Source organism: Bifidobacterium dolichotidis (assembly GCF_003951975.1).
In the GTDB taxonomy this organism is placed as follows: Bacteria; Actinomycetota; Actinomycetes; order Actinomycetales; family Bifidobacteriaceae; genus Bifidobacterium; species Bifidobacterium dolichotidis.
In genome coordinates this window covers 884629-899409 of the sequence record NZ_QXGM01000001.1, presented here as the reverse complement: position 1 = coordinate 899409, position 14781 = coordinate 884629, and the positions used below count along the sequence as shown (strand labels likewise).

Sequence of the window (14781 nt, the reverse complement as noted above, 5' to 3'; positions counted from 1 at the left end):
TAGGCGGGGAGTGGTCCCAATCATCGGACGATTCTGACCCTCTGAGCTGCAAAGATTCGAAGAATTGATTATTGTTGAGTTTCAATACGTTCTAAGGGCTTCATGAATACAAGTGAGGACGGTTGAAGCAGTGATGCAATCAAGCGATAACACGAACACAGTGGCGAATGTAGATGCCGAAGTTTTCAAGGCAGTATGCGGCCTTGCAACACAGGCTCGCATTGCGCAGCGCAAGCTAGCTAACGCACATGCATTAGCAAAGAATGAACTGCTGCTTGGCATTGCCAAGGCACTTGATGAGCATGCTGATGAAATCGCAGCAGCCAATGAACTCGATATGCAGGCTGCGTTCGCTGACGGCATGGACGAAGGCAAGCTCGACCGCCTGCGTTTCGACGTACCACGTATTGCTGCTGCAGCACAGGGTGTGCGCAATGTGGCATCACTGCAAGATCCAGTTGGCCAGCTTGTGCGCGGTTACACACTGGAAAACGGTGTGAAGCTGCAGCAGGTGCGTGTGCCATTCGGCGTTATTGGCATGATTTACGAAGCTCGTCCAAATGTCACTGTTGATGTGATTAGCCTGTGCATTAAGTCGGGCAATGCCTGCATGCTGCGCGGTGGTCATGCAGCAGAGAAGACGAATGCAGCCACAATTGCTGTTGTTCGTGACGTGCTGAACGAGTTCGGTTACGACACTGGTTTGGTCGCGTCGGTTGATGAATTCGGTCGTGAAGGTGCAACAGCTCTGATGGAAGCTCGCGGCTTCATTGACGTGCTCGTGCCACGTGGTGGTGCAGGTCTGATTCAGGCTGTTGTGCGCAACTCTCGCGTCCCTGTTATTGAAACTGGTGCTGGCAACGTCCACATTTTCGTTGATAAAACAGCTAAGCTCGACGACGCCGTGTGCATCGTTATGAACGCAAAGACCCAGCGTATTGGCGTGTGCAATGCTGCTGAAAAGCTGCTCGTGCATAAGGATGTGGCCCAAGAGTTCCTGCCTATGGTCGCCAAAGCATTGAGTAAGGCTAACGTTGTGCTGCACGTCGATCCCGTTTCTCGCGCTTTGATTGAGGGCTCCGGTCTTGAGGGTGTTCAGCTGCTCGACGCTACGGAGCAGGACTGGCAGACCGAGTATCTCTCGCTTGATATGGGTGTGCTGGTTGTTGATTCCGTCGACGAAGCTATCGACCATATCAACCGTTATTCCACTGGCCATACAGAATCTATTATTTCCGAAGATTACGAATCTATTGAGGCATTCACGTCGCGCATCGATTCTGCTGTGGTGATGGTGAATGCTTCTACACGCTTTACCGATGGTGGCGTATTCGGCTTCGGTGCTGAGCTGGGTATTTCTACGCAGAAAATGCATGCGCGAGGACCAATGGGCCTTGCAGAAATGACAACAACGAAGTGGATCGGTTACGGTTCGGGCCAGGTGCGTGCATGAGCGAGACGCAAAATAGGGAACTGAACAACACGATGAATCAGCAGACAGCAACACAATCCGAATCTGAGTCGCAGACTGCACTGCAGCCTGCAGTAGACGAACCATTAGAAACGCAGAATCCAACAGAAGAACAGAATCTAACGGAAGAGCAGAAGCTATCGGTTCTGGGTGATGCGTATGCCAATCCTTGGCATCTTGATATGTCAAATCCAATGATCGGCCTCAAAATCGCTGCCGAACGCTTAAGCATTGTGCGCTATGTGTTCTTGGTTTCGGTTGAAGATGGTATTGCTTCAGCCGCACAGCGTGCATCGCTGGAATACTCCGATGCTGTGCTGATTGGCTGGCCAGAAATGGATTCAGCGCAGGTTGTTGAACCAACCGAAGCTCAGCTTGTTACTATGCGTGAGCTTATGCGTCAGTTGGAACGCGGTATTGCACGCTTTAGCCGTGAAGAAGCTGACCGCGATGTTGATGGCATGACGAATACGCTTGTGTCGATTACGCATCGTGTTGCAGAAATGCGTCGCATTTATGAGCCATCGTTCCCACTGCCAACCTTTGCTGAAATTCGTCGCGTGGTGCAAGCCGAATGGGACGAAGACATGGGCAAGATCGACACCGGAGAGAGCGAAGCTGAACCAACAGTGCAGGGTGCACTTGATATGGGCGGTGACGCGGATGCGGCGCCTACGTTAAGTGAAACACTTGAACAAGAAATCCGATCTGAGGATCAACAGTGATTCAACAAGAACACAACACAACAGAACCTGCTGATCTGGCGTTGAATAACGCTACAGAAGCTGCTGAACAGACGGAAGGTCGTCGTATGGCTGAACTGTCTGCACACAGCTCGACGCACGTGGTGACTACCAAGCAGGGCATGCGTTCGGCGCGCGGCAACTGGCATACCAAGCCGCGCATCGGCATTATGGGCGGTACGTTCGATCCAATTCACAACGGCCACTTGGTTGCTGCCTCGGAAGTCGCGTGGGTGTATGACTTGGACGAAGTTATTTTCGTGCCAACAGGTCGTCCGGTGTTCAAGCTCAACAAGCATGTGACGAACGCAGAAGACCGTTATTTAATGACCGTGATCGCAACAGCTTCGAACCCTAAGTTCACGGTTTCACGCGTAGATATTGATCGACCAGGCATTACATACACGATTGATACGCTGCGTGATCTGCGTGCTATGCATCCTGATGCAGAACTGTTCTTCATTACTGGTGCTGACGCAGTTGCTGAAATTATGCAGTGGAAAGATGTTGACGAAATGTTCGAGCTTGCACATTTCGTGGCAGTAACTCGCCCTGGATACTCGCCGGAGGCAGCATCGAATCTCCCAGTCGGTCGTGTAGACATGATTGAGATTCCTGCACTGGCTATTTCCTCAACTGATGTACGCAAGCGTGCAACGAACGGGGAACCAACGTGGTATCTCGTTCCTGACGGTGTTGTGCAATATATTGCGAAACACGGGCTTTATAGGCAGTAAATCAACATTTTATGAGGCCCGAATGGACGCCCTCTAGACGTGAGTCGAATGAGCGCACTACACTGGAGCCTCGGTATTCGCACCCGAACAGTCTGGAGACACGGTGAGCTCAATCCTTGAAGGAAAGCCGGATAAAAACCTCATTCTCGTAACGGGACGCGCGCATCCCAAGCTGGCACGTGATGTTGCCGACCAGCTGGGTATTGACGTGCTCGAAACCACGGCATACGACTTTGCAAATGGTGAAATGTATGTTCGCTACACCGAGTCCGTGCGTGGCGCTGATGTATTTGTGCTGCAAAGCCATTCGAATCCTGTGAACCAGGCCATTATGGAACAGCTCATTATGATTGATGCACTCAAGCGTGCATCGGCTCGTTCTATTACGGCTGTGTGCCCTCTGCTTGGTTACTCGCGTCAGGATAAGAAGCACCGCGGCCGTGAACCTATTTCTTGCCGTCTGGTCTTCGATCTGCTGAAGACTGCTGGCGCAGATCGCATTATGAGCGTTGATCTGCATGCTGCACAGTCGCAGGGCTTCTTCGATGGTCCTGTGGATCACCTGATTGCAATGCCTGTGCTCGTGGATTACATTCGCGATCGCTTCCAGGGTCAGCTCGACAACGTGACTGTGGTGTCTCCTGATGCAGGCCGTATTAAGGTCGCAGAGCAGTGGGCACAGCGTCTCGGTGGCGGTCCTCTGGCCTTCGTGCACAAGACGCGCGATATTACGCGTCCAAACCAGGCTGTTGCTAACCGCGTTGTTGGCGACGTCAAGGGCAAGGACTGCGTGCTGGTTGACGATCTTATTGATACTGCTGGCACGATTGCTGGCGCATGCCACGTGCTGCGCGAAGCCGGCGCTAAGTCGGTGACCGTTGTGGCAACGCACGGTGTGCTGTCTGAGCCTGCTGTACAGCGTCTGAAGGATTGCGGCGCAAGCGAAATTGTGCTGACCGATACGGTCCCAATTCCAGAAGAGAAGCGTTGGGATGGCATGACGGTGCTGTCTATTGCTCCACTGCTGGCAAGCGCTATTAAGGCTGTGTTCGAGGACGATTCGGTGGCAAAGCTGTTCGATACGTATCCTGAGCACCACGGCGAAGGCTTCCTATTTGCCTGATGCGCGGAAGGGGAGCGGAGAACACTCTCGCCCTCGTGGCCTAGTGTGATCTAGGTCACAAAAACTGAAAAACTTGGTTCATATGAACATGCCGGGCTTGTTTTTGTCTGGGGCTATGGCATAATGAACCGTGGCGGTTACGACCGCCGGTCCCCCATGGTGTAATGGCAGCACACGGGTCTTTGGAACCCTTTGTCTTGGTTCGAGTCCAGGTGGGGGAACTGCCAAGAAAGCTCACATGTTTTGCATGTGAGCTTTTTTCTGTATTGGAATTGGGTTGGACCGGCGTACACAATTCCTTTACAATGAGCAGTGGATCTGAACACAGACACCACAATGACGATGAATAACAACAGCATTAGCTACCGCAACATGGGAGCTGAACGCAATGTTGTGCACTCCATGCCAAAGCCGCATTGACGCGGCAGGCAGTATACCAACGCAGAGGAGCGCTGATAGGAATGCAAAAGAACTGTAGAGTACGACATGCTGCAATGGTCGTGTGCGGTTTTGCTTTAGCTATGAATGCCGCATTAAGCAGTGCAGCATATGCGCAAGATGCTGATACACGCCATAGTGTGCAGCCACGGACTACGCAAACAAGCCGCATGGCACAGCTCAGTACAGATTCCATACCTACAGAAGGCAAGTGGGGTAGCTGTACATGGAAGATGGGGCCTGATGGCCAGATGCGTATAGCTACTGATGGTGATTGTGTTGTCACAAAAAAAGATGAAGCATTCCTCAAATCTTATGATGAGCAAGCATTGACGATTAAGTCGCAGATTAAGGCTGCGAACGTTGAGCACACTATTCTCTTCGAGTCTGGTAGCTCGTTTGCTCATATGTTTGATCAAGCACATCAGATGACGAGCTTTACGGGTATGGGTAAGTTCCAGTTACAGGATCCAAAATCCACGGCCTATCTTTCGTATATGTTTGCTGGCACCAAAGTTGATTCGGTGGACTTTGACCAATTCCGCCCTTCAAACAATGTGATCACCGATTTTATGTTTGCTGCAACCACAGTAAAGCATCTCAATCTTTCTCAGATGTCGCCACAGATGGTGGGATGGCTACTTACGGCTGATGGCATGTTCAAAGACAGTACAACACTGCGCACGGTGCAATGGCCGCACGAAGAAGCAACCCAACTGAGGTCAACTGCAGAAATGTACAGCAATGATACAGCGCTAGAAAGCGTGAGCATGCCAATGCAAACCATGAGGCTGAGCAGTACGCGATCCATGTTTGAAGGATGTACGAATTTACAAACGCTAGACCTAAGTGACTTCATTGCCAGCGATGTAGGCAATGCCATAAAGATGTTTAGCGGCTGTACGAAGCTACGCCATCTCGATATCAGTAATCTGGTGATCACCAAACACTGGTCTTACACGATGGCTGACAATATGTTCGATCAAACCAATATTGCCGATATTGCTATTGATGTGAATATGGCCATAATGCTAGATCATCTACATAATGACAAGAACCAACCAGCAGCATATCCAGGTTCAGATCAGACGCTGTGGTATGAGGGGCAGACGCCTACAAACACTGATGGCAAAACGTGGACAGAATGGTTTGGCAGTAATCGCGCCAACCATGACCTCGTCTATAGACTGCATCAGTAACACAACAATCAACAGGTACAAGCAGAGTATCTGATCAACCTCGTGAATACTAGAAGCGGCTCGGCATACTTACTTGCGTAGCTGAGCCGCTTTCTCAATGTAATTGGAATCACAGTTCATGCAATACCCCCGAACTATGGATGATTTGCGGCGTGGCATTGCAAACATAGCGGATTATTCCACACCCCCCAAGCGCTGAGCGGAATTCATCAGACAAGCACGCTCCTATAATTGGATCCGTCAAAAATCACATCTACGGTCCTGCATACGGATCGAGGCATTCCCGGACGTTTCGATGGCTTACGCATTAGCTTAAAGCCTGAGATATGTCTAAACAGCGCCAAGGAGAGAGAAACTGTTGCTGGTATTAGCAGGCACTATCGGAGCTGGAAAATCATCGCTTGCAGAGCTCGTCGGCGAACACTACGGTACCGACGTGTTCTACGAGTCCGTTGATGATAACCCCGTACTCGACCTGTACTACAAAGACCCAAAGAAGTACGCATTCCTTCTGCAGATTTACTTCCTGAACAAGCGTTTTGAATCCATTAAGAAGGCATACATTCAAGACAACAACGTGCTCGATCGCTCGATTTTCGAGGACGCTCTGTTCCTTGACCTCAATGTCGACAATGGTAATGTCACGAAGACTGAGCAGAAGATCTATCATGAGTTGCTCGACAACATGATGGAAGAGCTCGAAGGCATGCCTAAGAAGGCTCCTGATCTGCTCATCTACATTGACGTGAGCTTCGATAAGATGCTTGAGCGCATTAAGATGCGCGGCCGTTCGTTTGAACAAATCGATTACGATCCAGGCCTGTACAACTACTACAAGCAGGTTCACGATGCATACCCAGATTGGTATGCCAACTACCACACGAGTCCAAAGCTGCGCATCGATGGCAACAAGTACGACTTCGTGAACGATAAGGCAGCTGCCGAACACGTGCTCAAGCAAATTGATGAAGCACTGACGACGATTCGCTGATTATCAAGCATTACAGCAATAGTTTTGAATAGAAAGCCACCCGCGAACCATGCGAGTGGCTTTCTTCATAGGAATTCATCGGCTTCGTGGTGTACGCTCAGTGGAGTTCGATATCTTAAGACATGTCACGAGAATTTAGCCGTACACCATACGTCTTCACCATGGATTGAGCCGATGGAAGCGGCTAGGAGGCAAGAACAATGGCACTGACTGCAGCAATCATTTTGGCAGCAGGCGAGGGAACCCGTATGCGTTCTTCGACGCCTAAGGTTTTGCACACATTTGCAGGTAAAACATTCCTTGAGCGCGTGATGGCTTCAGTGGAAGCGCTGAAGCCAGAGACCACGGCTGTTGTAGTGCGTTACCAGGCTGAGCGTGTGGCTCAAGCTGCTCGTGACGTAGACGAGCAGGTTTGCATTGTAAACCAGGATGAGATTCCTGGCACCGGCCGTGCAGTTCAGTGCGCAATGGCACAACTGCAGCAGCAGGCATCACTCGAAGGCTCTGTACTGATTGCAGCCTCCGATATGCCATTGCTCGACACGGATACGCTGAGCCAGCTGCTCGAGTTCCACAAGAACAGTGGAGACTCGGCAACCGTGCTGACGACAATTCTTGATGATCCAACGGGTTATGGCCGTATTATTCGCGACTCCGAAGGCGATGTGCTGGGCATTGTTGAGCAGAAGGATGCCAACAAGAACGAGCTCGCTGTGCACGAGGTGAACACGTCGGTGTACGTGTTCGAAGCACAGGTGCTTGCTGATGCTATTGCTCATTTGGATTCCGATAACGCTCAGCATGAGTTCTATCTGACTGATGCACTCAAGGCTGCGAAGCAGTATGGTCGCGTTGGTGCTTTCGCTGCTCCAGATCCACTGAGTGTGGAAGGTGTCAATGATCGTGTGCAGCTCAGTGCTATGGAACGCGCATACAACACGCGCGTTTGCGAACGTTGGATGCGTGCAGGCGTGTCCATTCTTGATCCAAGCACGACGTGGATTGAAGATGACGTGGAAATTAGTGCTGACGCCACGATTCTGCCAGGTTCGTTCCTCAAGGGTCACACCACGATCGGTGAGTATGCCGTTGTTGGTCCATACACGACGCTGATTGACGCCACAATTGACGCTGGCGCTACCGTAGAGCGTTCTCGCGTTCAAGAAACGCATATTGGTAAGAACGCCAATATTGGTCCTTGGACCTATTTGCGCCCAGGTAACGACTTGGGTGAGGGTACGAAGGCAGGTGCTTTCGTGGAAATGAAGAAGGCCCATATTGGTAATGGCACGAAGGTGCCACACCTGAGCTACGTTGGTGATTCCACGCTCGGTGAGCACACGAATATTGGTGGCGGTTCGATTACCGCTAACTATGATGGCGTGCACAAGCACCACACGACGATTGGCTCGAATGTTCACGTGGGTGCAGGTAACCTGTTCGTGGCTCCAGTCACGGTTGGTGACGATGTGACGACGGGTGCAGGTTCCGTGATTCGTCACGATGTGCCAGACGATTGCATGGTCTACTCGACGAACGACCAGCATGTTGTTGAACACTGGCGTCCTCACACCAACGACTGATTATTTTCGTATAACAAACACCATTGCAGTATTCATGCACTAAAGGAGACACTTCGGATGAGCGCATCCCAAGCTTCGATTGAATTAGTTCGCGCTGCAGCAAAGGCTGCTGACGAGCTCAAGGCTACGGATCCAGTAGCGTACGATGTTGCAGACCGTCTGGGCATTTGCGACATCATGCTGATCGTTTCAGCAAATAACGAGCGTCAGGTGCTCGCTATTGCTGAGCGCATTGAGCACGATCTGTATGTGAACTTTGATCGTCGCGAACCAAAGTCGCGTGAAGGCGTTGCAGAAGGCCAGTGGATTCTGCTTGATTTCGGCGACGTCATTATTAACGTGATGCACGATGATTCGCGCGTATACTACAACCTCGAGCGTCTGTGGAACGACTGCCCAGAAGTTGATTTGGAGTTGCCTTCTCCAAGCGAGGTTGAGGACTAATATGCTTGCATCGCCAAATGGTCAGAGTCGCACGGTGACCATTGTTCGCCATGGTCAGACTGCATTCAATGCTCAGCATCGTTTTCAGGGTGATATTGATATTCCACTCGACGAAACGGGCTTGTGGCAGGTGGAATGCACTGGCCAGGCACTGCGCGATTTGTATGTCACCGATCATCCAGCATGCAATCCGTTTGTTATCTGCTCAGATCTGAGTCGAGCACAGCAAACGGCTCATGCTTTCGCTGATCCACTGGGGCTCGAAGTACACCCAGATAAGCGCTTGCGTGAGCGTAACTTTGGTACTTGGGAAGGCCAAGTTGTTGAAGACATGGCTGCAAAGTATCCAGAAGATATTGAGTCGTGGCGCGTTGGTGGTGGCGGTGAGCTCAAGCATGGTGCAGAAGAGCGTAGGCATGTGGGCATGCGTGGCTTAGAAGCTATTAGCGAGTGGTCACGTAAAGCTGGTCCAGAAAGTGACCTGTTTGTTTTTGCTCATGGTGCATTAATTGAGCAAACATTGCAGTGCGTTCTGGGTATTGCCGATCGCTATCCAGATTTCATTTCGATGGCTACCATGCGTAATGCTCATTGGGCACGTTTGAATAACGCTATGATTAACGATCCTGATCGCTGGGTGCTTGTGGATTACAACCATGGTCCAGCTATTGCGGATACACCGCAATGGTTTGAACCGCATACTCGATAGATTTCCTTTGATGCTGGTGCTGCAATGCGGTGCCAGCATCGTACTACCTATGGGGTGAGTTGTTCCCATGCAACTAATTGAGGAATCATAATGAAGAATTTCTTTAAGGGACTGAGTTTCTCTCAGCTGTTTGCGGGTGCACTTGCAGCTGTGACGTCGTTCCTGCTTTCTTCAAAAATCGGTCTCGCTGGCTCGGTAATTGCTGTTGTTGTCAGTTCGTTGGTTTCGGCAACGAGCTCACAGGTGTACAAGAACATCCTTGAAGAGTCCGGCAAAAAGCTGTTGAAAAAGAAGAAACGCAAGTTCCATAACACAACTGTTGATGAACTTGACAAGGAGAACACGCAGGACTTGCCAGCCGTTGATGACAAAACAACGGTACTGGATGCCGCAACTGACGAGAACAAGCCTCGTTCAGTGAAATCGACGCCAATTATCGAAACCGAACACGGCGAGAAGTCAAGTACGCCGGGCGCTCATGAGTCTGACGAAACCACGGTTTTGGACAAGACTTCGACACTGGATAAGACTTCGGTCCTGAACCAGACCACGGCACTGGATAAGACCGCAGTACTGAACGCCGGTAAGAATGGCCAGAACGCAGCTCACGGCTCGACGAAGCCAACGCAACATGCCGCAGGCGTCAAGGGTCTCAAGGGCGCGAAGAACGGTAAGCTGTCCGCTCTGGATCGTGCACGCAAGGCAAAGCGCATGGGCATTATTGTGGCCGTCGCAAGCTCCTTAGTTGCCGTTGGTATTACCGCAGCGCTTGTGCTGATGTTCACGGGAGGCAAGGGCACGGATACGGTTGTGCGCGACGCTATTACGCCAACGCAAACGCCAACACAGACTGTGACGCCACAAGTGAATGAGTCGGATCTGAACAAGTCAGATCAGAAGACTGAGCCAACGCAGAAGCCGACACATGACACGAAGCCAACGCCTGAGCCTTCGTCGTCGCCAAGCCCATCGTCAAGCTCGAGTGCCAAGCCAACGCCTGAGCCTTCGTCATCGCCGTCACCAACGGATACGAAGTCGCCAAGCCCTGCGCCAACGCCAACCGAAACGCCTTCGCCTGCACCAACTGCTGATGGTGGTCAGACGGAGTCGAACAATTCGGGTGCCAACGGTGCAGATCAGGCCACGCCAAATGCTGACCATATGAAGCGCACGAAGTAAGAGCACACGCACTGTATTTCGGCGTATAAGTTCGAAGCGGCAGTACTGGATTCTTTCTGGTACTGCCGCTTTTCGTTACCTTTAATCTGTTTCTGTATTGTTTATCTGTTTCTGCATTGCAATGCAGATCGCTCTGGTGTGCTGCTCTTCGGATTATTTGCCGCTTTCCATCACTCAGAGTGAACAATGACACGCCGCGCTTGCATGATCTAGTGCAGCTAGGTAATATGCCTAACTGTTGCTTCGGCCACGAAGCAGCGATAATTCAAAACGGGGCTATGGCGCAGCTGGTAGCGCATCTCCATGGCATGGAGAGGGTCAGGAGTTCGAATCTCCTTAGCTCCACGATGTACGAATCTGATGTTCGTATTTCCATTCGTTAACTCGAGTTGGTAACAGCTTGGTTGAATGTTTGGGGCTATGGCGCAGCTGGTAGCGCATCTCCATGGCATGGAGAGGGTCAGGAGTTCGAATCTCCTTAGCTCCACAGATAAGAGCCGGAACAGTGAGTTCCGGTTTTTTCGTATTTCGGCACCGAAAACTCAGTGCAGGTCTTAGTACAGGTCTTTCTGACACAGTGTGCTGTAAATCGTTACGTTTCAGCGTTTCTTTTTCAGTTGGCTTCTTGTATTCTTTGTATTTCTGTTATTGCACCATGAGCAGTTATTTGCCGCAGTTCTATACTCTGATTTCTTTCATAGTGTGTGCAGGTAATCCTCGGGCGCAATGCAGTTCGCTAGCTGAATTCTCCAGTAGAGTGGGTTCTACAAATCCCAAAGGAAAGGAACCACCATGGTTGCCATGACTCCAGAAATTATTGACTTCCTCAACGAAAACCTGTGCTGGGTTGCGACGGTGAGCCCAGACGGTGAGCCAGATCTTGGCCCAAAGATGTCGATGTTCGTACTCGACGAATCGCACCTGGCATACCACGAGCGCACCGCAGGCAAGATGTTTGAGAACCTGAAGAACGGTAGCAAGCTTGTTGTTGCAAGCGTGAACTTCGAGCAGAAGAAGGGTTACCGCTTCCACGGTAACGTGACGCTGCACACCGATGACGCTATTTACGAGCAGCAGGTTGAGCTCGCTAAGGAACGCGGCACGAAGGTGCCAGCATGCATCCCAGTGCTCGAGATCACGCAGATTGACGACCTTTCGGCAGGCGCAAACGCCGGTAAGCGTCTCGCATGATTCAATCCGTTGTTTTAATGCGCCACGGGCGCACCGCATTTAACCTCGCACGACGTATGCAGGGCTGCATTGACGTGCCACTTGACATTGTTGGCCATTGGCAAGTTGATCAAAGCGCCTACGTACTCGCACAGCGCTACTACTGGGCAAAAGTCTCACAGATTAGCGATGTGGAACGAGGAGATGCTGCTTCCACACTCTCGGCTTTTATGAGCCCAACCGTTCCTCGTGACTATGAGTCACCGAACGAAGGCCGTGATGAAACCTTAGCCGAGCTGGGTCGTGATGTAGCACAGCAGTATCGTCAAGCTCCAGCAGCACACCGATACATGCAGGTCTATAGCTCTGATCTGCTGCGTGCACAGCAAACTGCACACGCATTTGCTGACATTCTGGGTCTTGACGTACAGACTGATACGCGGTTGCGTGAACGTGATTTTGGCCAGTGGGAGGGTATGACTCGAGCAGAAATTGCCGAGAAGTTCCCAGAAGCCTATGAATCGTGGCGCAGGCATGAGGGCGGAGAAGAAGCCTATGGTGTCGAAAGTCGCCATGCAGTAGGCGAGCGTGGTGCTCGCGCTATTTGCTCGCTCGTTGCTCATGCCAATGCAACGCATGCTGACTTAGATGGCACATTGTTCATTGTGTCGCATGGCTCGTGGATTAACGCCACCGTGCAAACACTTATTGGCATTGATGTTGATGATTTAAGCATTCTGTCTGGTATGCGAAACGCATTCTGGACTACGTTGACACCTCCAGAAGGCACGGATCCTCAACCAGGCAAGTGGATTTTGGAATCGTATGATGAAGGCCCAGCATTAGCGCAAGTTATGGATTGGGATAACGGTCCGGAAATGCTACGAACCAGCGATATGCCACAGTGGACAGAAATCAATGGTCCCAAGGCTTAACGCAGGTTAAGCTGATGTAAGTCGGCACTTAGTGACTAAAGTGTATGGTCGGTCGGATTACCACAGTAATAAGTCTGAAGTCTTATGCATGTGGTGAGGGACCGGCCATTTCTCTATGTCGTATGAATACCTTGTACGGCATCCCGCAACCATCGGAAGGCGGTGACAGTCATGCTGCGCATGTTCAGCACAGTCAATGGACAAGTTGAACAGATTAGTGAACCGTGTAATGGTGCATGGCTGAGTCTTTCTGACCCTACCGATGTGGAATTAGCTACGGTCTGCCAGCAAACTGGCATCGATCTGGCTGATCTGCGTGCACCTCTGGATGATGAGGAACGTTCACGCGTTGATGTTGAAGATGATTACACGATGATCATCGTCGATATTCCAACTGTGGAAAACCGTGGCGGTCGCGACTGGTACGAAACCATTCCTCTGTCAATTATTTTGACGAAGGATCTGATTATTACCGTCTGCATGCAAGATACGCCTGTGCTGCACCCATTTATGGAAGGCACAATCCGCGGATTTAACACCTTTATGCGCTCGCGATTCATTCTGCAGATTCTGTACCGCAATGCCACAATGTATTTGCGTTATCTGCGTATTATCGATCGCGAAACCGATAAGCTCGAACTTCGCCTGCGCTCTGCTATGCAGAACCGCGAAATTATTATGCTGCTCGAGCTGAGCAAAACATTGGTCTATTTTGCAACGTCCTTGAAGTCAAACGAAATCGTTATGGAAAAGTTGACGACGTTGCCTCGTTTTAAGCAGTATCCAGAAGACGAGGATCTGCTTGAAGATGTTATTACCGAGAACAAGCAGGCAATCGAGATGGCTAACATCTACAGCGGCGTCTTGGGTAACATGACCGATGCATTTGCTTCGATTGTTTCGAATAACTTGAATAACGTGATGCGTATCTTCACGATTATTTCTATTACACTTTCGGTGCCTACGTTGATCTTCTCGATGTACGGCATGAACTTCCAAGATGGCATGTTCGGTATGCCACTTTCGGATTCACGCTGGGGCTTCATTATTATTGTTGTCATTTCGATGGCGCTCTCGGCCCTCGTGTATTGGTTCTTAACCCGTTCTCGTTTGTTCAAATAAACTCGGAAAGGCTCATAGTTGAGCCAATTTGAGTTGGTGTAAGGGAGAGCATGCAACACAACCACACAACAACTCGTCACGCACTTCGTCGCGCTGCAGCTGCATTAACCTGCCTGCTGACCGTAGGCGCTGCGTCAGCATGCGGTACGTCAGTGAAGGTTATGCCACAAGGCCAGCCAGATGGACCTGTGCTGACCATTGGTGTGCCTGCTCGTGAACCTGCGTTGAGTGTGCTCAAGCAGGGCGAGTATAGCGGTTTTGATGTGGATGTGGCTCGCTATGTAGCTCAGGTGTTGGGCTATGGCTCTTCACAAATTACGTTCCGTACAGTAACGCCAATCACTGCTGACACAATGCTGGAAAACGGTGATATTGCGCTCGCAGTTGGTATTCAAGCCGCTGATTCCGATGAAGTCTCGCTGTCGGATTCGTATTTGACAGTGCCAAACACGTTTATGGTGTTAGATCAGGGCGCTGATACGATTCGTTCCACAAAACAGCTCGAGGGCTCAACCGTTTGCGCTGTAGAAGGTACGCATGATGCTGACTCAGTTGAGCAGGCGGTCAGCGATGTTGCGGTACGTGAGGAGTCAAGCTATCAGAAGTGCGTTTCTGCACTGATGTCTGGTGCTGTACAAGCCGTTACTGGCAATGAGGCTATTATGCGTGGACTCGCTCAGCAGGCTGGAACACAGTATGTTGCGATTATGCCCGATACGTACGGTTCTGTGGGCTTGAAGATTGGAACGCCATCGAGCAAGCCAGAACTCGTTGAAATGTTGAACTCGGCAATTAAGCAAATGATTCAGGACGGTCAGTGGACGGCAATGACTGACCAACTGCAGCACAACTTGCCGGGGCTGAATGACGGTAAGGCACTGCCGAAGCCGACGAATAAGTGAGATATTCAAGAAAAATCTCATAAAATACCGCCGAG

Annotated in this window: 14 protein-coding genes and 3 tRNA genes; all 17 read left to right on the top strand. The window is 50.7% G+C overall.

Annotated features, from left to right (window positions below):
* Window positions 1-133 precede the first annotated feature (133 nt).
* The 17 genes from D2E26_RS03520 (at window position 134) to D2E26_RS03440 (ending at window position 14746) form a co-directional block, all read left to right on the top strand.
* Complete coding sequence (locus D2E26_RS03520; protein ID WP_125963411.1) at window positions 134-1453, top strand: glutamate-5-semialdehyde dehydrogenase; 1320 nt, start codon at window positions 134-136, stop codon at window positions 1451-1453.
* 200 nt (window positions 1454-1653) lie between these two features.
* Entirely contained in the window at window positions 1654-2196 is a 543-nt protein-coding gene (locus tag D2E26_RS03515) for a phosphoribosylglycinamide synthetase (protein WP_241218862.1), read from the top strand.
* 86 nt (window positions 2197-2282) lie between these two features.
* A complete protein-coding gene (gene nadD, locus D2E26_RS03510; protein WP_125963410.1) occupies window positions 2283-2951 on the top strand; it encodes a nicotinate-nucleotide adenylyltransferase in 669 nt (222 codons plus the stop codon).
* Window positions 2952-3054: 103 nt separating this feature from the next.
* On the top strand, window positions 3055-4074 hold the full coding sequence (locus tag D2E26_RS03505) for a ribose-phosphate diphosphokinase (RefSeq protein ID WP_125963262.1): 1020 nt from the start codon (window positions 3055-3057) through the stop codon (window positions 4072-4074).
* Between the two features lie 150 nt (window positions 4075-4224).
* A tRNA-Gln gene (locus tag D2E26_RS03500) sits at window positions 4225-4295 on the top strand.
* Window positions 4296-4568: 273 nt separating this feature from the next.
* Entirely contained in the window at window positions 4569-5711 is a 1143-nt protein-coding gene (locus tag D2E26_RS03495; protein WP_164515845.1) for a leucine-rich repeat domain-containing protein, read from the top strand.
* 358 nt (window positions 5712-6069) lie between these two features.
* Window positions 6070-6702 carry a deoxynucleoside kinase gene (locus tag D2E26_RS03490; protein ID WP_206432059.1) on the top strand — a complete coding sequence of 211 codons (633 nt, stop codon included), beginning with the start codon at window positions 6070-6072 and terminating at the stop codon, window positions 6700-6702.
* A 200-nt stretch (window positions 6703-6902) separates the two neighbouring features.
* On the top strand, window positions 6903-8285 hold the full coding sequence (gene glmU, locus D2E26_RS03485; RefSeq protein WP_125963259.1) for a bifunctional UDP-N-acetylglucosamine diphosphorylase/glucosamine-1-phosphate N-acetyltransferase GlmU: 1383 nt from the start codon (window positions 6903-6905) through the stop codon (window positions 8283-8285).
* A 57-nt stretch (window positions 8286-8342) separates the two neighbouring features.
* Complete coding sequence (gene rsfS / locus D2E26_RS03480; protein WP_125963258.1) at window positions 8343-8729, top strand: ribosome silencing factor; 387 nt, start codon at window positions 8343-8345, stop codon at window positions 8727-8729.
* Between the two features lies 1 nt (window position 8730).
* Complete coding sequence (locus tag D2E26_RS03475; protein ID WP_125963257.1) at window positions 8731-9438, top strand: histidine phosphatase family protein; 708 nt, start codon at window positions 8731-8733, stop codon at window positions 9436-9438.
* A 90-nt stretch (window positions 9439-9528) separates the two neighbouring features.
* Window positions 9529-10617 carry a hypothetical protein gene (locus D2E26_RS03470; protein WP_125963256.1) on the top strand — a complete coding sequence of 363 codons (1089 nt, stop codon included), beginning with the start codon at window positions 9529-9531 and terminating at the stop codon, window positions 10615-10617.
* 272 nt (window positions 10618-10889) lie between these two features.
* Window positions 10890-10962, top strand: a tRNA-Ala gene (locus tag D2E26_RS03465).
* 69 nt (window positions 10963-11031) lie between these two features.
* Window positions 11032-11104 (top strand) — tRNA-Ala (locus D2E26_RS03460).
* 305 nt (window positions 11105-11409) lie between these two features.
* Window positions 11410-11808, top strand: a complete 399-nt coding sequence (locus D2E26_RS03455) for a pyridoxamine 5'-phosphate oxidase family protein (RefSeq protein WP_125963255.1) — start codon at window positions 11410-11412, stop codon at window positions 11806-11808.
* Complete coding sequence (locus D2E26_RS03450) at window positions 11805-12722, top strand: histidine phosphatase family protein (RefSeq protein WP_125963254.1); 918 nt, start codon at window positions 11805-11807, stop codon at window positions 12720-12722. The genes D2E26_RS03455 and D2E26_RS03450 overlap by 4 nt, the downstream gene beginning before the upstream one ends.
* A 171-nt stretch (window positions 12723-12893) precedes the next feature.
* Window positions 12894-13844, top strand: a complete 951-nt coding sequence (locus D2E26_RS03445) for a magnesium transporter CorA family protein (protein WP_125963253.1) — start codon at window positions 12894-12896, stop codon at window positions 13842-13844.
* Window positions 13845-13894: 50 nt separating this feature from the next.
* Window positions 13895-14746: a transporter substrate-binding domain-containing protein gene (locus tag D2E26_RS03440; protein WP_125963252.1), complete on the top strand. Its 852-nt coding sequence runs from the start codon at window positions 13895-13897 to the stop codon at window positions 14744-14746.
* Window positions 14747-14781: the final 35 nt, after the last annotated feature.